Raw genomic sequence first — 17,604 nt, forward strand, 5'->3', positions numbered from 1 at the left:
TAGGGAGGATTAATCGACAATGGCACAAATGAATATGTTAGAAGCAATTCGCGATGCGATGCGCATTGAACTTACACGTGATCCTAATGTTGTCATCTTCGGCGAAGACGTTGGTCATGTTGGCGGTGTATTCCGTGTAACTGAAGGTTTACAAAAAGAATTTGGCGAAGATCGTGTATTCGATACTCCGCTAGCAGAATCAGCAATTGCTGGTATGGCAGTTGGTATGGGTATTCAAGGATTCCGTCCAATTGCGGAAATTCAATTCGTTGGATTTATCTTTGAAGCGCTTGACCAAATGTTCGTTCAAGCAGCTCGTATGCGTTACCGTTCAGGCGGACGCTACAATTCTCCAATCGTATTCCGTACACCATTCGGCGGTGGAGTAAAAGCAGCTGAGCTTCATACAGACTCTCTTGAAGGGTTAGCATTGCAAACACCTGGTATTAAAGTTGTTATTCCTTCTAACCCATACGATGCTAAAGGTCTAATGATCTCAGCAATTCGTGATAACGACCCAGTATTCTTCATGGAGCATCTTAACCTATATCGCGCATTCCGTGATGAAGTTCCTGAAGGTGAATATACAGTTGAGATTGGTAAAGCAAACGTTGTAAAAGAAGGTAAGGATGTAACTATTCTTGCTTACGGTATGATGGTTCATACAGCTAAAAAAGCTGCTGATGAACTAGAAAAACAAGGTGTAAATGTTGAAATTATCGACCTTCGCACGTTGCTACCGCTTGATATCGATACGATCGTTGCATCAATCCAAAAAACAAATCGTTGCATCGTTGTTCAAGAAGCTCAAAAAACTTCTGGTGCAGCTGCAGAAATTATTGCACAAATCAACGAGCATGCAATTCTACATCTTGAAGCACCAGTTCTACGTGTTGCTGGCCCGGATACTGTTTATCCTTTCGCACAAATCGAGGATCAATGGCTTCCAACTCCAGCTCGTATTATTGATGCAGTTAATAAAGTAATAAACTTCTAAGAGCAATGACATACTGAAATTGAATGAACTGTGACAGCCTGCGCTTCGCAGGCTGTACTACAAGGAGGTAAATATCGGTGGCTAAATTCGAATACCGATTCCCAGAACTAGGTGAAGGTCTTCACGAAGGTGAAATTGTTAAGGTATTGATCGCTCCAGGTCAAGCCGTAACCGATGATGACATTATTATGGAAGTTCAAAACGATAAAGCAGTCGTTGAAGTTCCATGTCCTGTTAATGGTAAAGTTGTTGAAGTTCTAATGAAGGACGGAGACGTTAAAAAAGTTGGCGAGGTTGTTGCGATTATTGAAGCTGAAGGTGAAATTCCTGAAGGCTTTGGTGCTCCAGCTGAAGAGGCTAAGGAAGAAGCGCCAGCTCCGGCAGCATCTAGTGCTCAAGAAGCAGCGGCAGCTCCAGTGGCTGAATCTGCAGTAGTGCTTGCAACACCAAGCGTACGCAAATTCGCTCGTGAGCAAGGCGTTGATATTACACAAGTATCAGGCACTGGCAAAAATGGCCGTGTAACTCGTGAAGATATTGCTGGCTTTAACGGTGCAGCACCTGCAGCAGCGGCACCAGCAGCTCAAGAAGCAGCAGCACCTGCAGCAGCGGCAGCTCCAGTTGCATCTGGCGATGCATATCGTCCAGAAGAACGCGTTCCATTCAAAGGTATCCGTAAAATTATTGCAGGCGCAATGTCTAAATCTGTATACACTGCACCTCATGTAACCATTATGGATGAAGTAGACGTAACTGAGCTAGTTGCTCTACGTACAAAATACAAACCATATGCAGAACAACGTGGCTCTAAGCTTACGTATCTGCCATTTATCGTAAAAGCTCTTGTATCTGCATGCCGTGAGTTCCCAATTATGAACTCTACGCTTGATGAAGCAAACCAAGAGATTGTTTACCGTAAATACTACAATATCGGTATTGCGACAGATACAGAGAATGGCTTGATTGTTCCTGTAGTTGAAGATGCAGATCGTAAAAACTTGTTTGCCATTGCAGACAAAATTAAAGATCTAGCTGTTCGTGGTCGTGATGGTAAGCTTGCTGCTAACGAGCTAAGAGGCAGCACAATTACAATTTCTAACATCGGCTCTGCTGGTGGTATGTTCTTTACTCCTGTTATTAACTTCCCAGAGGTTGCTATTCTTGGTACAGGTCGTATCTCTGAAAAAGCTGTTGTACGCAATGGCGAGCTAGTAGCAGCACCAGTTATGGCGCTTTCTCTAAGCTTTGACCACCGTCTAATCGATGGCGCGACAGCACAAAACTTCATGAACCACATTAAAAAGCTTTTGGCACAGCCTGAGCTATTCATTATGGAGGTGTAACATATGGTAGTAGGAGACGCTTCTCTCGATATTGATACATTAGTCATTGGTGCTGGTCCTGGTGGTTATGTTGCAGCAATTCGTGCAGCACAGCTTGGTCAAAAAGTACTTTGTGTAGATAAAGCAAATGTTGGTGGTGTATGTCTTAACGTTGGATGTATCCCTTCTAAAGCTTTGATCTCTGCTTCTCATCAATATGAGAATGCATTGCATGCAGAAACTTTCGGTATTGAAATCAGCAAACCAAAAGTAGACTGGAACAAAGTACAAGAGTTCAAAAACAAAATCGTTTCTAATCTTACTGGCGGTGTAGCTGGTTTGCTTAAAGCGAACAAAGTTGAATATTTCAACGGCGAAGTAATGTTTATTAACGAAAACGAAGCTCGCGTATTTAACGATGCAGAAGCTCCTCGTTATCGTTTCAAAAACTGTATCATTGCTACAGGCTCTCGTCCAATTGAGCTTAAAGCATTCCCATTTGGCGGACGCATCGTATCCTCTACAGGTGCATTGTCTCTACCTGAAATTCCAAAAAGCATCGTAGTTATCGGTGGTGGCTATATCGGTATCGAGCTTAGCCAAATGTTCTCTAACTACGGTACACAAGTAACAGTGATCGAAGGCTCTGACCAAATTCTTCCTGGTTTCGATAGCGACGTTTCTGCAGTTGTTGCTAAGAAATTCAAAGGTAAAGGTGCTAACCTTATTACTGGAGCGCAAGCTAAATCCGCTACTCAAACAGATAAAGATGTAACAGTAACATATACTGTTGGCGATAAAGAAGAATCTGTTACTGCAGATTACCTGCTAGTAACAGTTGGTCGTCGTCCTAACACTGACGGTGAGCTAGGTCTTGACCTAATCGGCATCGAGATGACTGATCGTGGTCTTGTTAAGGTTGATGAGTTCGGACGTACAAACCATAAGCATATCTATGCAATTGGTGATATCGTTCCTGGTCTTGCACTTGCACACAAAGCGATGTATGAAGGCCGCGTTGCTGCTGAGCATATCGCTGGTGAAGCTTCTGCTGTTGACTATAAAGCAATTCCTGCTGTTTGCTTCTCTGATCCAGAGATCGGCAGCGTTGGTATTGGCGAGGCTGAAGCAAAAGCTCAAGGTCTTAACATTACAGTTGGTAAATTCAACTATGGTGCTAACGGCCGTGCAATGAGCTTGAACGCTACAGAAGGCTTTGTTAAATTAATCGGCGATGCTGACACTGGTTTATTGCTAGGTGCACAAATCGTTGGTATCGAAGCTTCAAATATGATTGCTGAGCTTGCTCTTGCAATCGAAATGGGTGCTACGGTTGAAGATATCGCTCTTACTATCCATGCGCATCCAACGCTTGGCGAGATCGTTCTAGATGCAGCTGAAATGCTACTTGGACATCCGATCCATGCGGTTGCTAAAAAAAGATAATTCAATCGACTAGCTAGTCCAATCGGTTGATTCTATTGGTTTCAGGCTGTTTATGCATTGCATAGACGGCCTGAAGCCTTTTTATTACGTTAAGACGAACCTATCCTCATGAAAATGAAAATACATAAATACAATGAAGAGGTGAACGTATTCATGCTTAATGAAAAAAAGAAGCCTTCTGACTCCTTTACGCTAATGACCCAGCTTATTTTTCCGTCAGACACGAACCATTATGATACGATGTTCGGCGGTAGATTAATGGAATATATGGACAAGGCTGCAGCGATAGCAGCTATGCGTCATGCGCGTACAAGATCAGTAACCGCCTCAATGGACAGTATTGACTTCCTAGCTCCGATTATGATCGGTGAAGTAATTGAGGTTAAGGCGTTCGTATCTTGGACACATCGCAGCTCTATGGAAATCTATGTAACCGTAACGAGTGAGAATTTGAATAGTGGAGATAAGAAGCAAAATGTTCAAGCGTTTTTTACGTTTGTAGCGCTTGGCGAGGACGGAAAACCAACTCCGATCGCAGAGATTGAGCCAGAAACAAAGCTCGAGAAAAAGCTGTTTGCTAGCGCACCAGAGCGTCACGAGGCAAGAAGAAAGAGAAGGCAGGAGCGTAAACAAGCGGATGCAAGTGAGGAATAACAGTAAATAAATAGATCTTATAGTAAATCGTTTGTGATGAGACAAACGATTTTTTATTGATAGATAAGATAAACTTTCTATGAAGTGCTGAACTTAACTGAGTTCAACAGTAACCTCAGCTTCAATGGGTTGCTTCTATTCATATTTTACTGACAAAGCTAATATGATAAAGTATACGGCTTGACCATATGAGCTGCTTGGGTGAGTAATGCTCATTATTTAACAATCCGACAAATAAAAAAGCTCCAATGATGGAGCTTAATAGATAAAAAGAGGTAGCGTCAAGAATTTTGTGTAAATAAAAATAACCTTTACTTGTAGCAGTTGAATTACGTGTTGCTTTTGAACATGGCTTGTAGTTCTGCACGAGCTTGGTCAAAGCCAATATGACATCTTGTAGCAAAGCGTTGGTTATAGCCTTCGAACTGTGAAACTAAAAATTTCTCTAGTGCTTCTTCGTGAGGAAATTGTTCTTTCCGTTTCGTGTATTTCTTGATCTGCTTGTTAAAAGATTCAATAAGATTCGTAGAGTAAATGCTTCTCCAAATCGACTGTGGAAAGCTGTAAAACGTGAAGATATACGGATTCTCCACTAAAGCTTTCGTTGCTTTAGGATAAGCAGTTTTCCACTTATCACAGAAACGTTCTAGCGCTTCACGACCAGCTTGCTCATCCTTTGCGCGGTATATTGTTTTGAAATCATCACAGATCTCAGCACGATCAGACACACGCACTTTATGAGCAAGATTGCGAGCAAGATGAACACAGCAGGTTTGGTATTTGGCACTTGGAAAGACCTCGAAAATGGCATCAACCATACCTTTTAACCCATCAGAAATAAAGAGTAGCACTTCTTCTGTGCCTCTTTCTCGAAGGTCTTGCAGAAGCTCTTTCCATACGTAGGCAGACTCAGTTGGAGCGATGGCATAGCTAAGCACCTCCTTAGAACCGTCTTCACGAATGCCTACAGCTAGGTAAACGGCTTCTTTCGAAACAGTCTCACGCTTTACAGCAATGTAGGTTGCATCCAAATAGACACAGACATAGCGCTGGGCTAATGGGCGCTTTAGGAACGCATCAACATGCTCTACCATCACTTGCGTCATGTTAGATATGGTTTGTGGTGTGTAATGATGCCCATACATTTTCTCGATCAGATCAGCGATTTCAGTCATGGTTACGCCCTTTTGGAACATATGAATGACAAACGATTCTAACGTGTCGTTGGATCGCTTGTAGGGCGCTACGGTCTGCTGCTTGAACTCTCCATTACGATCACGAGGGATTTGAAGGTGCAGATCGCCGTATTCCGTATGGAGCGTACGTGTATAGCTGCCGTTACGAGAATTGCCTGTATTGAAGCCTGCACGATCATACTTTTCGTAATCTAGGAAGGCGGTTAACTCGGTTGTTAACAAGTGATTCATCGCTCTTTCGAGGTGAATACGAAAAATTTCAGTCACATCTTGTTTTGTAACTAGAGCTTGGACTAAATCTGTTGTAAAATGATTCATAGGGAAGACCTCTCTCTGTGAATTTTGTGTGGTAACTCAATTCTACAAGAAAAGGTCTTCCTTTTGCATTTATTCATTTACACATAATATTTTATACTCTCTAAAAAGATAACAATAACAACAATGATAATAAAGCTGAATAAGCACCTGAAATAATAATGTTAATAGAACCTTTTCTCTGATTGCTTTTCTTTAAGAATTTCCACCGCTTCACGAAAACGAAGGGAGTGTACAACCTCACGCTCCCGCAAAAACTTTAAGCTATCTTGCAGATCGACATCATCTGTTAAATCAATCAACCACTGGTAGGTAGCCCTTGCTTTTTCCTCAGCAGCAATATCCTCATATAAATCCGCAATCGGATCACCTTTGGCTTGAATATAAGAGGCAGTCCACGGTACACCGTTGGCATTGGTGTAAAATAATGCACTGTCATGTGCAGCAAAATGCGGGCCTAGGCCGGCTGCTTTTAATTGATCCGGTGTAGCGTCCTTCGTTAACTTGTAGATCATCGTTGCAATCATTTCCAAATGGGCAAATTCTTCGGTACCAATGTCGGTAAGTAACCCGATTACTTTGTCAGGGATGGTGTATCGCTGATTAAGATAGCGAAGGGCAGCTGCGAGCTCACCATCAGCCCCTCCATATTGCTCCATGAGCAGCTTTGCCATCATAGGGTCGCATTTGCTAACTCTAACAGGATATTGCAGCTTTTTTTCATAAATCCACATAGTTAACCTCCAGTCAAATTAACTTTAAACCTGCCAAGGCCAAGGTGCTTCAATCCATTGCCAGCTGCTTACCGGCATATTACTGCGTCCGAATTGTAGTAATGGTTCGTATGTTGTCTCGTAGTGGTGGGCTACACGTTTGCGTAATTCGACAAACTGGTTAAATTGCTGGAGTGCTGCGGCATCGTTCGGGTGGGTATCGAGGTATAATTGTAGTTCGACTAAGACAAAGTCAATGGCCTGCAATTCGTGAAGCAGGCTGTAATAGGCTTCGTCAAGCTGAATGCTCATCGTAATTGATCAACTCCTTTACTGACTGCCATATGGGCTGTACAACGGCTGCCATAGTGTGCCAAGCTTTAACGCTTCATAAGGCTGAAATTGTGGAAGATTCGGTGGCTGGAACGTAATAAATTGATTTGGCGGAACCTGGAAGCTTTTGAACCCAATCGGAGGACATGGATCGAAAGGGCCCGCAAATACTTCAAAATATCGAACTTGATCGCTCATAGAAATCTCCTTTCATCGTTACTAATTAACCATATGAAGAAGGAACTAGTGAATATGCTGAAAACATTGTATAAAACATGATTTCAGCATGAATTTTTTATGAAGCTTAGACATGGAAGGTGTGCACCACTTCGTACATCGGCGTGCTTTTTACATTCGACTTCATGACGGTAAAATGATTCACCTCCCACGAGCTAGCATCAGGCTGATCGGAAATGTCAGATAGCTGAAAGCTGCGATCACCTCGATAGTCTCGTGCAAGGGTCAAATGAGCTCTAAATTCTCGTTTTTCTGTTTCGAAGCCTACTAATTCTGTTCTCTTTACAATTTGTCGCTGAAGCTCCTTTAGAGCTTGAGTGGAATCAACAACGGAAGCCCACAAGATACGCGGAGAGGCTTTTTGACCGAAGACGCCAATTTGGCCAAGCGATAGTGAAAATGGTTCAAATGTTACATGCTGAAGCGTTTCGATAAGCTTATTGATGACGGGTGGTGAAGTCTCGCCTAGAAACTGCAGAGTGATATGATAATCAGCGGGATGTGTCCATTTCCGAAAGGGAAGCTTTTGCTGATGTCCTTGTACCCAATCAGACAGCGTATTCGTTACGCGTTGAGACACGGGTACCGCGATAAAAAGTCGAGATGATTGTTGTTTATTCATTGATATGTACCTCCAATACTTCGTGTAGTTTACAGCAGATCGAATGAGCTGCAGCGTCGATATCGTTAGCAGCTCCGCAATGTATACAGTTATTCTCGATGTTGCGATGATGATAGGATTCTATGTCGTGATATGGTATAATGTTTCGAATGAAATAACTCGAAAAATGAAACAAATTTAGGAGTGAATAATGTGCAAACTAGTGAACAGGCCTATCTCCAGCTGTTAAAAGATTGCTTGGAGAAAGGAGAGCGCAAGGAAGATCGAACGGGAACAGGCACGATCTCTATGTTTGGCTATCAGATGCGTTTTCCGCTAGCAGAAGGCTTTCCTTTATTAACGACAAAGCGTGTTCCTTTTAAGCTTGTAGCAAGTGAGTTGCTTTGGTTTATTAAAGGCGATACGAACATTAAATATTTGCTTCAAAATAATAATAACATTTGGAATGAATGGGCATTTAAGCGCTGGGTGGAATCCAGTGAATACAATGGTCCTGACATGACGAACTTTGGTCTACGCTCACAAAGCGACGAGCAGTTTGCTCGCAGCTATGAGGAGCAGCTTGCTATATTTAAGGAAAGAGTGCTGAATGAGGATGAGTTTGCAGCGAAATATGGCGAGCTTGGCGACGTATATGGGAAGCAATGGCGTGCATGGCGCACAACACAAAACGATGTGATCGATCAGCTTGCAGATGTTATTCATACCATTAAAAACAATCCAGACTCACGTAGAATGATTGTTTCCGCTTGGAATCCTGAGGATATACCGAGCATGGCGTTGCCACCCTGCCATACGATGTTCCAGTTTTATGTATCGGGCGGCAAGCTAAGCTGTCAGCTTTACCAGCGCAGTGGTGATATCTTCCTTGGCATACCATTCAATATTGCAAGCTATGCGCTTCTAACGCATTTAATAGCACATGAATGTGGACTTGAGGTTGGGGATTTTATTCATACACTTGGTGACGCACATATTTATTTGAATCATGTTGAGCAGATACAAACTCAGCTGTCGAGAGAGCCGCGTGCATTGCCTAAGCTTGTGTTGAATACGGACAAGACCTCTGTATTTGATATCGAGCTTGAGGACCTGTCGATAGAGGGCTATGACCCGCATCCGACGATTAAAGCGCCTGTAGCAGTCTAGGAGGAGTAACATGACCATTTCATTAATTGCTGCGATGAGCAGGGAGCGAGCAATCGGTGCCAATAATCAAATGCTGTGGCATCTACCTAAGGAGCTCGCGCATTTTAAGCGCACCACGCTTAATAAAACAGTCGTGATGGGACGAAAAACTTATGAGTCGCTAGGAAGACCGCTGCCAAACCGACGCAATGTCATACTAACGAGACAACAGGATCTGCATATTGAAGGCTGTGAGATTGTCCATACTATAGAAGAGGCATTGCAAAAGTATGGGGATGAAGAGTTAATGATTACAGGCGGGGGAGAAATCTATGAGCTGTTTTTACCTATCGCTGATCGTCTTTACTTAACGAAGGTAGAGGTTGATATTGCACATGCGGATGCGTACTTCCCTGAATTTGACGAGCAGGAATTTACGCTTACTAGCTCTGAATTCGTAGAGAGTGATGAAAAAAATAAATACAGCTTTACGATATGCGTCTATGATCGTGTAAAGTAAGGAGCTAAAGTAAATTTTTCCTTTCCACGATCTCATTAAGTTCATGTATGCTAGATGAACGGAGAGAGGTATCTCTTACAACCATCATCGGTTTGGAGGGTTCGCTTGTGCAAAAGAATAATGTTCTGTATGAAGAAATGAGACCCGATGAATTTCTTGAACGATTGAATCATTGTCCTATAGCGTACCTTCCACTTGGTACATTGGAATGGCATGGATTGCATCTTCCGTTAGGGTCAGATAGTTTACAATCAAAAGGATTCTTCAAGGCATTGGCTGAACGAATAGGCGGCATTGTATTGCCGACGTTGTTCCTTGGTCCAGATACGAAGATTAGTCAAGAGGAATTCGACTATATTGGGATGGATGTTCATAGCTTTGAGCGAGAAAACCTTCAACAATTAGATGGTTCAGCTTATTATATCGAAGATGAATTATTTATTAATATTTTGGAAGCAACGCTAAAGAATTTGTCACGTGCTGGTTTCAAGATTGTCGTAGCGCATGGACATGGTCCTTCCACGAATATCTTTAGGAAGTTTATACCTAAATTCGAGAAGCAGTTTGACTTGAAGCTATTTGAGCTTTGGCAGCTCGGTGGAAAAGGCAATGAAGGGATAATGACCGATCATGCAGCATTTAATGAAACATCGCTAATGCTAGGACTATATCCAGAGCTTGTTGATCTTGAAGAACTGTCAGATGAGACGATGGTAGGGATTTGGGGAGATGATCCTCGTGCTACGTCGAAGGAAGAAGGCAAAAGAATAATTGAAAGTAATTTATCGCTCGTAGGGAGCAAGCTGCAGGACGAGTTATCCAAACTGTCATGGCCAAAGCGAACGATGAACTATACAAATGTAGTGAAGCTATATAATCCTTAATAAGTGAATAGTTAATGTAAATCTAAAGAGTTTATTGATTGTGCTTGCTTGGCAATCGATAAGCTCTTTTATGCAATTTAAACTCGATTGATGGAGTTTAGAAATCGTGCGAATATTACAAGTGAATAGGTATAATATATGTTCAGATTTGATTGTGGACATTGTTAAAATCGTTGATAAGTACTGATATCATTGGGATGTGGTCGAGTTCAGCTATTGTCACATTACTATAAATATGTGTTTTAGTACAAATTATCTCGTTAAGTCGCCTGAATAAATTAGTGCAAATAGTGCAAATGATTATGGTGATAATCCATTACGGAAAGTACAGCTCGAATGGTAGCATATTGGTATAACTTACGAAGCCATTGCCTCATTTGAGGATGTATACATTCGACCGTTTTAGCTTTAATTAGCTAATCTTCTTTTTGTAAATGGAGGAACATAGTCATGTCATTGCCTACTGGATTTTTAGATTTCGAGAGAGAAGTACCTAGTGATCGTAACCCTCTTCAACGTGTAAACGATTGGAGAGAATTCCATAAGCATTTATCAGAGCAACAGCTACAAACACAAGGCGCTCGTTGTATGGATTGTGGTACGCCTTATTGCCACACTGGGATTGAGCTTGGCGGTACGGTATCAGGATGTCCGTTAAACAACTTAATTCCTGAATGGAACCATCTTGTTTACCGCGGTCAGTGGAAGGAAGCACTGGATCGCCTACACAAAACGAATAACTTTCCTGAATTCACTGGTAAAGTGTGCCCAGCACCTTGTGAAGGCTCGTGTACGGTGGGCTTGATCGGTGATGCTGTAACGATTAAATCTATCGAGGAAGCAATTATTGAACGCGGCTTTGCTGAAGGTTGGATTGTCCCTCAGCCTCCAAAGGCTCGTACAGGAAAGAAGGTTGCGGTTGTAGGTTCTGGACCGGCTGGTCTTGCTACAGCTGCTCAGCTGAACAAGGCTGGTCATACCGTAACCGTTTATGAGCGTGCGGATCGCATTGGTGGGTTGCTAACGTATGGGATTCCTACGATGAAGCTGGAGAAGCATGTTGTGGATCGCCGTGTTCATCTGTTAAAGCAAGAGGGCATTGAATTTATTACGAATACCGAAATCGGGAAGGATATTGCTGCAGCCCAGCTGCTCAAGCAGTATGATGCTGTTGTACTAGCTCTAGGTGCGACCAAAGCACGTTCAATCGAAATCGAGGGCTCTCAATTGAACGGTATCTACCCTGCAATGGATTATCTAAACAGTACAATAAAAAGCTATCTGGACTCTAATCTTGAGGATGGTAACTACATTAGTGCTAAGGACAAAAATGTCATTGTCATCGGTGGCGGGGATACTGGAACGGATTGTGTGGCAACAGCGCTGCGACACGGCTGTAAGTCAGTTGTTCAATTCGGTACAGTAGCTAAAGCTCCTGCTACACGTGATGCGATCTCTAATCCGTGGCCACAGTTCCCTAATGTGTATACTTTGGATTATGCACATGAGGAAGCCAAGGCGATATTCGGTGAAGACCCACGTCAATTCTCCATCTTAACAAAGAAATTTGTTGGAGATGAGCAAGGGAACATTACAGAGCTTCACACCGTTCGAATCGAACGTTACATCGATGAAGAAGGACGTAAAGTGTATAAGGAGATCGAAGGCACGGAGGAAGTGTGGCCAGTTGATCTAGCACTTGTTGCTATCGGCTTTGAGGGGCCAGAAGCTGCAATCATTGATGAAATGAGTCTTGCTACGGATACGCGTTCGAATATAAAAGCGCGCTATGGTGAATATCGTACGAGTATTGAAGGTGTGTTCGCTGCAGGAGATGTTCGCAGAGGCCAAAGTCTTGTCGTATGGGCAATAAATGAAGGCAGACAGGCTGCACGCGAGGTAGATAAATATTTAATGGGCAGCTCAATGCTCCCATAGACGAGTGATGTATGGTTAACGTAGTGAAAAGCTAGGACCCATCGTATAGAACCTTGTTTAAGGTGTCTATACTATGGGTCCTTTTGCTACTATTCCTCTTGCTCTGGTGTAATGATAATGTGTCCGAATTGGTTCGTATAAGCTCTTCCAAGCAACCACCAAGGAAATTGCATAACTCCGCCGGGATATTGTGGATGCTGCGGATGCTGAGGGTGTTGAGGGTGCTGCGGACCTTGACCCGGCTGAGTAGGATTATATGTTGCTGGTCCGATACCGATAATATCGCTGTTATGGAACTGCATCGTATATTGTTGACCGTTAGGTGCATAAATTAGGAAGGTTGCCATTCCTGATCCCGTATCAAAATTCGTTAGCAGACCTGTATAATGCTGATTTCCTGCTTGAAATTGAACCATTTGACCAACATATTGTTGAAGTGTAGCTGGTGGAACTAAATAATTTGTGGGCATGCTTTCACCACTTTCTCATTTATTTACCATTTAGCCTATGCATGCAGGATGTCCGTGTATTGGGCATGTGCCTGTGCTGCAGCTAATATTTATTTTTGAATGTTTAACAAAGCCTTCATTCTATTATGGTTTCGTCAATTATGATAGAATAGAATTAACTAGCGAGTAATAGAAGGTGAATACATGTGATAAGATATGGATCGGATCATATTGAGGAAATGAAGTTTTCTAGCTTGCATATGAGCATCGAGTGCCGTGACCATCAATGGATCGATATTACGTTGAAGCCTCAGCTAACTACGGATAGTGCGACGGTACCTAAAGATCTCACAGATTTTACGATTTTAGTCATTTGCAATCATGGAGGTATCATTGCTCAAATGGTGCCTCAGGATATTGGCTGTGACTGTGAATATCAGCTTACGTTTCTAGAAAAAGAGCAAATCAAGTCGTTTATCCTATCTGAGGCAGTTCAACAGCAAATCAAGCAGGCAGCAGCTCAGATGTGATATAGTATGGCTTGAAATGACATAGCATGGCTTGTAATCTATAGCACGGCATTAATGGAAAAGTGAGGCGAACCCTGTGGAGCAACGGGATGTATTATCGCTAGATTCTGTTGATCGTATTCGTGGATATGTCAAGCATAAATATGTGCATCTGCCGAAAGAGAAGCATGCAGAGATTGTTGCAGATGCCATCGTAAAAATTATCGAACGTCAGCTACCGCCCTTCGAGCAGGAGTTAAGACAAAAACTGTGTAATGAGCTGATTAAGCAAGTGGTAGTTCGCGAGCAGCGGCCTGTAAGCTTGGATGATATTGATCATGCATGTGAACAGCTCGCCTCGCAGGATGTTGAAGCTCGGCAGCTATGGCGAGAATGGAGACTGGACCATGGCATCGACGAGGTCATTGCTGAGCGGACCTGGCTGGACAAGCTTACCAAGCAGCTACAGCAGCTGTACCAATCTAAGCGATTACGAAAATCACTACTGTATGCGGTTGGTTGCCTTTTGATTGTACTTATAGCCTATTTCGTTAAGCCAGTTGAGCAGCCGAAAGAGGCCGATTCTATTCCCATCGTGGAACAAACCTCGACAATAGAACAAGAAAGCTTGCCTTTCAATGAGCTACCTGCATTGTATCAGTATGAACAGATAGACATCGATAAGCTAAAGTCGTTCTTGGAATCTAGAGAATCAAAGCTTGCGGATGAACCATACTTTAGCACGATTATCGCGACCGCCAAGGAGTTCAATCTTTCGGTGGTGCTTTTGTTTGCCATTACTGGACAAGAGCAAGGCTTTGTTCATCGTGAGCACGAGCAAGCGGAAGAAATTGCTAACAACCCTTTTAATGTGTTTCATAGCTGGAAGGATTATAATACAACAATTGAAGACTCTACAGCGATCGCAGCTAGAACACTAGTTAATTTAAGTAAGGATCGACCTGAAGATATTGAGCCTATCGTATGGATTAATAGAAAGTATGCAGAGGATCCAAACTGGTCGAAAGGCGTGACCAGCATATTTCAAACGATTACTAACTACATAAATAATTAATGGCATTAATTATAAAAGGAGTTTGTATGAAAACGTTAATTATTGCCGAAAAGCCGGATATGGGCCGCAATATTGCTGCTGCTATCGAGCCTAAAGCAAAAAATATGCGAACCTATATTGAAGGTGAGCATTATATTATTACGTGGGCGATTGGGCACTTAGTTGGGCTTGCTGAACCAGATGCCTACGATGACCGTTATAAGAAATGGAGCATTGTCCATCTCCCAATTATTCCATCGCAGTTTAAGCTTATTGCGAATAAACGAACAGCCGATCAGCTGAAGGTCATTAAGGAGCTGGCAAGCCGTTGCAACGCTTTAGTGAATGCTTGTGATGCTGGGCGGGAAGGTCAATATATCTTCTCGCTGATTCAGCGCTACTTGCAGCTTAAGCAGCCAGTTGAACGGCTATGGATTTCAGATTTAACGGTGGAAACGATTCGTAAAGGCTTTGCTGAGCTAAAGCCAGGTCATGAGTATGATAATTTAACGAAGGCAGCATCTGCACGAAGTGAAGCAGACTGGTTAATTGGCATGAATGGAACGCGCGCATTTACAACCAAGCATAATGAGCTGCTGTCGGTAGGTCGCGTTCAGACGCCCGTGTTAGCATTGATCTATGATCGAGAGGCGGAGATCGCGAAGTTCGACTCGTTAAAATATTATGTTGTTGAGGCTAGCTTTAAGCAAGGTGAAACGACCTATAAGGGCTTATGGCAAGGAGATCGAATGACCGATCAAGCCAAGGCGGAGCTTATTGCTAGTCAGGTTAAAGGCAAGCAAGGAAGCATTGACCAATATGAGGCGAAGGAAGTGAAGGAATATCCTCATCGCCTATATGACTTAACGCTTCTGCAGCGTGAAGCGAATAGCAAATTGAATTTCTCAGCAAAGAAGACATTAGATATTGCGCAAAGTCTATATGAGAAGCATAAGGTAATCACTTACCCGAGAACGAATTCAAACTACGTGAACGAGCAAAATATTGCCGAGATGCATAAAGCACTTCATGCCCTGCAAGGGACGCAATATGGTGAGTGGGTGGCAGGAGCCAATCGTTCCTTTGTCCATGCTGGCAATAAAAGCATTTGTAACCCGGCCAAGGTCGAGGATCATCACGCGATATTGCCGACAGCTAAACGAGCGAGCTCTCTGTCGTCTGACGAGCAGAAGCTGTATGATTTAATTGTGAAGCGGTTCTTATCGCAATATTATCCACCTGCTCAGTATATTAGCCATGTTGTACTTACCAAGGTAGAAGAGCATTTATTCAAGACGAATATAAAGCAATTAGTCGATCTAGGTTGGAAGATGATATACGGTGACCAGCAGGAAACTAACAATAAACGAAAGAAAAAGGGTGCGGAAGAAGAGGAAGACGTTGTTGAGCAGCAGGAAGGCTTCGAGCTTGATGCTAACGCTCCGGTTCATTGCCGTCAGGCTGCTGCAAAGGAAAAAGAAACGAAGCCTCCTAAGTCGTATACAGAGGGTACCTTGCTAAAGGCAATGGAAAGCGCCGGAAAGCAAATCGAGGATGATGAAGCGAGAGAGGCGATGAAGGATTGTGGTCTCGGCACGCCGGCAACTCGAGCAGCTACGATCGAGCGTTTGAAGCAAGTAGGCTATATTACGATGCAAGGGAAAAGAATTACGATTACAAGCAAAGGGACAGCAGCGATTGAGCTGATACGTGGAGCAGGTATTGAGCTGCTAACCTCACCAGAGATGACTGGGATCTGGGAAAAACGATTGAATGATATTGCGAGGGGCAGAGCCTCTAGTGAGCAATTTATGGAGAATGTCAAGAAATTCGCAACGATGATCGTTGATAAAGTGAAAGTTCAGCCCGCTGTTCGATTTGAATTTGAAAAGCAACAAAAGGGTAAAACGTCTCGAGCTCGGACAAGTAGTAGCAAAGCGAAGACAGAGGCTTCTGCGGCAAAGGGGGCTGACGCTGAGAAGCGGACACGTTCTACTCGAAAAACGGCTGATGAGAGTAAGCAACGTGTGAACGCAGCTGCTGAAAGCATTCGTACAAGCAGCATGCCTAACAGTCAGCGACTAGAGGAAGCAACAGCTAGACAGACAGTAATGAGCATTGCGCCATGTCCACGTCAAGGCTGTGGTGGACATCTTATTATGGGGAAAAAGGGATATGGATGCTCACACTACAAGCAAGGCTGCGGCTTTGTAATTTGGAGAGATGCGTATGGTGCAGAGCTGTCTTCACAGCATATTCAGTCACTTGTGCATCAAGGGAAAACACCTCCTCTATCGTTAAAGCGGGACAACGGTGATACCATTCAGGCTGAGCTTCTGCTGACTGATCGCAATACGGGAACGCTTGCTATCGAACCGCTTCGATCGTGAGCAGACTGCTGAAGATATCAATGACGTTGATTGAGTGTTAAGTCGCTAATCTTCGCGGAAAAACAATTACATGGGCATAAAGCGAAAAAGCTATCCAGTGAGCACACGTAAGTGCGCTTGCTCTGGATAGCTTTTTATATAGCGGGAACGAATGTAGATGGAATTTGCTGCAACGATTGAACGGAGAAATATTGTCCCTTTGGCTTAACATCAACTTGTATAATGTTATAGTTCCATTCATCAGGTACCTCGACATGGATCGCATGAATGCCTGCATGAAGAGCAGGAACGATATCATTACGAATAGAATTACCAATCATCCAAGTTCTTGAGCGTTCGAAAGCATGCTCTGTAAGCAGCTCATCTAGTGCAGATATATTTTTAACCTGTCGGATATAAATTCGGTCGTCGAAGTAACGCTTTAGATCCATGTCATGGATTTTACGGAGTTGAATGCTATGCTCACCGCCGGTGTAGAGGTGGAGCTCATGGCCCTGATGCTGAAGCTGCTGCAATGTTTCCTCCATATACGGATAAGGCTCCGTCTCATGAGCATAAACCTCCATGCCGAGCTTCCATAGCGAATCCTTTTCGGAAGATGAAACAGCTACTCCAAGAAGATCTGCAAAATGAACGTAAGTTTCAATGAATGATTGTGGAAAGTGCTCACTCTTGAAGCCAGACTGTCCGATCAGCTCACTGTCAAATTCGCTCTGCTTCGCTTTAACCGCATCGAGTGTAACGCTTGGATCGTTAAACCTGTTAACTAGCTGATGAGCAAATCTATCAATTGTACGAAAGAAATAACGATTGCAGTAGATTAAAGTATCATCAAGATCAAATAATATTTGCTGTGACATAATGTGTACTCCTTATTACAATCTCGTATGATCAATC

At 43.1% G+C, this 17,604-nt stretch carries 18 protein-coding genes; 11 read left to right on the top strand and 7 right to left on the bottom strand.

The window, feature by feature from the left end; all coding sequences use genetic code 11:
- Nucleotides 1-19 precede the first annotated feature (19 nt).
- The 4 genes from NSQ99_RS10125 to NSQ99_RS10140 all read left to right on the top strand — a co-directional run bounded on the left by NSQ99_RS10125 (nucleotide 20) and on the right by NSQ99_RS10140 (nucleotide 4,419).
- Entirely contained in the window at nucleotides 20-997 is a 978-nt protein-coding gene (locus NSQ99_RS10125) for an alpha-ketoacid dehydrogenase subunit beta (protein WP_251665198.1), read from the top strand.
- Between the two features lie 77 nt (nucleotides 998-1,074).
- Nucleotides 1,075-2,340, top strand: coding sequence for a dihydrolipoamide acetyltransferase family protein (locus tag NSQ99_RS10130; protein WP_340836399.1), 1,266 nt, complete (start codon nucleotides 1,075-1,077; stop codon nucleotides 2,338-2,340).
- A gap of 3 nt (nucleotides 2,341-2,343) precedes the next feature.
- On the top strand, nucleotides 2,344-3,765 hold the full coding sequence (gene lpdA / locus NSQ99_RS10135; protein ID WP_251665200.1) for a dihydrolipoyl dehydrogenase: 1,422 nt from the start codon (nucleotides 2,344-2,346) through the stop codon (nucleotides 3,763-3,765).
- A 153-nt stretch (nucleotides 3,766-3,918) separates the two neighbouring features.
- Nucleotides 3,919-4,419 carry an acyl-CoA thioesterase gene (locus NSQ99_RS10140; RefSeq protein ID WP_340836400.1) on the top strand — a complete coding sequence of 167 codons (501 nt, stop codon included), beginning with the start codon at nucleotides 3,919-3,921 and terminating at the stop codon, nucleotides 4,417-4,419.
- Between the two features lie 329 nt (nucleotides 4,420-4,748).
- On the opposite strand, the gene NSQ99_RS10145 is transcribed toward NSQ99_RS10140, so the two are convergent.
- The 5 genes from NSQ99_RS10145 to thpR all read right to left on the bottom strand — a co-directional run bounded on the left by NSQ99_RS10145 (nucleotide 4,749) and on the right by thpR (nucleotide 7,835).
- Nucleotides 4,749-5,933, bottom strand: coding sequence for an IS256 family transposase (locus NSQ99_RS10145; protein ID WP_210178541.1), 1,185 nt, complete (start codon nucleotides 5,931-5,933; stop codon nucleotides 4,749-4,751).
- A 161-nt stretch (nucleotides 5,934-6,094) separates the two neighbouring features.
- Nucleotides 6,095-6,664: a manganese catalase family protein gene (locus tag NSQ99_RS10150; protein ID WP_251665202.1), complete on the bottom strand. Its 570-nt coding sequence runs from the start codon at nucleotides 6,662-6,664 to the stop codon at nucleotides 6,095-6,097.
- Nucleotides 6,665-6,688: 24 nt separating this feature from the next.
- On the bottom strand, nucleotides 6,689-6,955 hold the full coding sequence (locus NSQ99_RS10155) for a spore coat protein CotJB (protein ID WP_340836402.1): 267 nt from the start codon (nucleotides 6,953-6,955) through the stop codon (nucleotides 6,689-6,691).
- An 18-nt stretch (nucleotides 6,956-6,973) separates the two neighbouring features.
- On the bottom strand, nucleotides 6,974-7,174 hold the full coding sequence (locus tag NSQ99_RS10160) for a spore coat associated protein CotJA (RefSeq protein ID WP_340836404.1): 201 nt from the start codon (nucleotides 7,172-7,174) through the stop codon (nucleotides 6,974-6,976).
- A gap of 106 nt (nucleotides 7,175-7,280) precedes the next feature.
- On the bottom strand, nucleotides 7,281-7,835 hold the full coding sequence (gene thpR / locus NSQ99_RS10165; protein WP_340836405.1) for an RNA 2',3'-cyclic phosphodiesterase: 555 nt from the start codon (nucleotides 7,833-7,835) through the stop codon (nucleotides 7,281-7,283).
- A 192-nt stretch (nucleotides 7,836-8,027) separates the two neighbouring features.
- Here thpR and NSQ99_RS10170 point away from each other — a divergent pair, with 192 nt between their 5' ends.
- The 4 genes from NSQ99_RS10170 (at nucleotide 8,028) to NSQ99_RS10185 (ending at nucleotide 12,305) form a co-directional block, all read left to right on the top strand.
- Nucleotides 8,028-8,984: a thymidylate synthase gene (locus NSQ99_RS10170; RefSeq protein WP_340836406.1), complete on the top strand. Its 957-nt coding sequence runs from the start codon at nucleotides 8,028-8,030 to the stop codon at nucleotides 8,982-8,984.
- Nucleotides 8,985-8,994: 10 nt separating this feature from the next.
- Nucleotides 8,995-9,483, top strand: coding sequence for a dihydrofolate reductase (locus NSQ99_RS10175; protein ID WP_340836407.1), 489 nt, complete (start codon nucleotides 8,995-8,997; stop codon nucleotides 9,481-9,483).
- Nucleotides 9,484-9,590: 107 nt separating this feature from the next.
- A complete protein-coding gene (locus tag NSQ99_RS10180; RefSeq protein WP_340836408.1) occupies nucleotides 9,591-10,367 on the top strand; it encodes a creatininase family protein in 777 nt (258 codons plus the stop codon).
- A 450-nt stretch (nucleotides 10,368-10,817) separates the two neighbouring features.
- The gene (locus NSQ99_RS10185) at nucleotides 10,818-12,305 is read left to right on the top strand and encodes a glutamate synthase subunit beta (RefSeq protein ID WP_340836410.1); all 1,488 of its coding nucleotides are present in this window, start codon (nucleotides 10,818-10,820) and stop codon (nucleotides 12,303-12,305) included.
- Nucleotides 12,306-12,394: 89 nt separating this feature from the next.
- Here NSQ99_RS10185 and NSQ99_RS10190 read toward each other — a convergent pair whose 3' ends face one another.
- Complete coding sequence (locus NSQ99_RS10190; protein ID WP_340836411.1) at nucleotides 12,395-12,775, bottom strand: hypothetical protein; 381 nt, start codon at nucleotides 12,773-12,775, stop codon at nucleotides 12,395-12,397.
- A 185-nt stretch (nucleotides 12,776-12,960) separates the two neighbouring features.
- Here NSQ99_RS10190 and NSQ99_RS10195 point away from each other — a divergent pair, with 185 nt between their 5' ends.
- The 3 genes from NSQ99_RS10195 to NSQ99_RS10205 all read left to right on the top strand — a co-directional run bounded on the left by NSQ99_RS10195 (nucleotide 12,961) and on the right by NSQ99_RS10205 (nucleotide 16,707).
- Nucleotides 12,961-13,284 carry a hypothetical protein gene (locus tag NSQ99_RS10195; RefSeq protein ID WP_340836412.1) on the top strand — a complete coding sequence of 108 codons (324 nt, stop codon included), beginning with the start codon at nucleotides 12,961-12,963 and terminating at the stop codon, nucleotides 13,282-13,284.
- 76 nt (nucleotides 13,285-13,360) lie between these two features.
- Complete coding sequence (locus tag NSQ99_RS10200) at nucleotides 13,361-14,338, top strand: hypothetical protein (RefSeq protein ID WP_340836413.1); 978 nt, start codon at nucleotides 13,361-13,363, stop codon at nucleotides 14,336-14,338.
- Between the two features lie 26 nt (nucleotides 14,339-14,364).
- Nucleotides 14,365-16,707 carry a DNA topoisomerase 3 gene (locus NSQ99_RS10205; protein ID WP_340836414.1) on the top strand — a complete coding sequence of 781 codons (2,343 nt, stop codon included), beginning with the start codon at nucleotides 14,365-14,367 and terminating at the stop codon, nucleotides 16,705-16,707.
- A 134-nt stretch (nucleotides 16,708-16,841) separates the two neighbouring features.
- Here the strand turns inward: NSQ99_RS10205 and NSQ99_RS10210 are convergent, their stop codons facing one another.
- Nucleotides 16,842-17,567, bottom strand: a complete 726-nt coding sequence (locus NSQ99_RS10210; RefSeq protein WP_251665215.1) for an HAD family hydrolase — start codon at nucleotides 17,565-17,567, stop codon at nucleotides 16,842-16,844.
- Between the last annotated feature and the right edge of the window lie 37 nt (nucleotides 17,568-17,604).

Origin of the sequence: Paenibacillus sp. FSL W7-1287 (assembly GCF_038004245.1) — a bacterium.
In the GTDB taxonomy this organism is placed as follows: domain Bacteria; phylum Bacillota; class Bacilli; order Paenibacillales; family Paenibacillaceae; genus Pristimantibacillus; species Pristimantibacillus camelliae.

What these genes read in the sequence shown, in the direction of transcription:
- NSQ99_RS10125 (WP_251665198.1), top strand. Translation starts at nt 20, where the DNA reads ATGGCACAAATGAATATGTTAGAAGCAATTCGCGATGCGATGCGCATT.
- lpdA (WP_251665200.1), top strand. Translation starts at nt 2,344, where the DNA reads ATGGTAGTAGGAGACGCTTCTCTCGATATTGATACATTAGTCATTGGT.
- NSQ99_RS10140 (WP_340836400.1), top strand. Translation starts at nt 3,919, where the DNA reads ATGCTTAATGAAAAAAAGAAGCCTTCTGACTCCTTTACGCTAATGACC.
- NSQ99_RS10145 (WP_210178541.1), bottom strand. Translation starts at nt 5,933, where the DNA reads ATGAATCATTTTACAACAGATTTAGTCCAAGCTCTAGTTACAAAACAA.
- NSQ99_RS10150 (WP_251665202.1), bottom strand. Translation starts at nt 6,664, where the DNA reads ATGTGGATTTATGAAAAAAAGCTGCAATATCCTGTTAGAGTTAGCAAA.
- NSQ99_RS10155 (WP_340836402.1), bottom strand. Translation starts at nt 6,955, where the DNA reads ATGAGCATTCAGCTTGACGAAGCCTATTACAGCCTGCTTCACGAATTG.
- NSQ99_RS10160 (WP_340836404.1), bottom strand. Translation starts at nt 7,174, where the DNA reads ATGAGCGATCAAGTTCGATATTTTGAAGTATTTGCGGGCCCTTTCGAT.
- thpR (WP_340836405.1), bottom strand. Translation starts at nt 7,835, where the DNA reads ATGAATAAACAACAATCATCTCGACTTTTTATCGCGGTACCCGTGTCT.
- NSQ99_RS10175 (WP_340836407.1), top strand. Translation starts at nt 8,995, where the DNA reads ATGACCATTTCATTAATTGCTGCGATGAGCAGGGAGCGAGCAATCGGT.
- NSQ99_RS10185 (WP_340836410.1), top strand. Translation starts at nt 10,818, where the DNA reads ATGTCATTGCCTACTGGATTTTTAGATTTCGAGAGAGAAGTACCTAGT.
- NSQ99_RS10190 (WP_340836411.1), bottom strand. Translation starts at nt 12,775, where the DNA reads ATGCCCACAAATTATTTAGTTCCACCAGCTACACTTCAACAATATGTT.
- NSQ99_RS10205 (WP_340836414.1), top strand. Translation starts at nt 14,365, where the DNA reads ATGAAAACGTTAATTATTGCCGAAAAGCCGGATATGGGCCGCAATATT.
- NSQ99_RS10210 (WP_251665215.1), bottom strand. Translation starts at nt 17,567, where the DNA reads ATGTCACAGCAAATATTATTTGATCTTGATGATACTTTAATCTACTGC.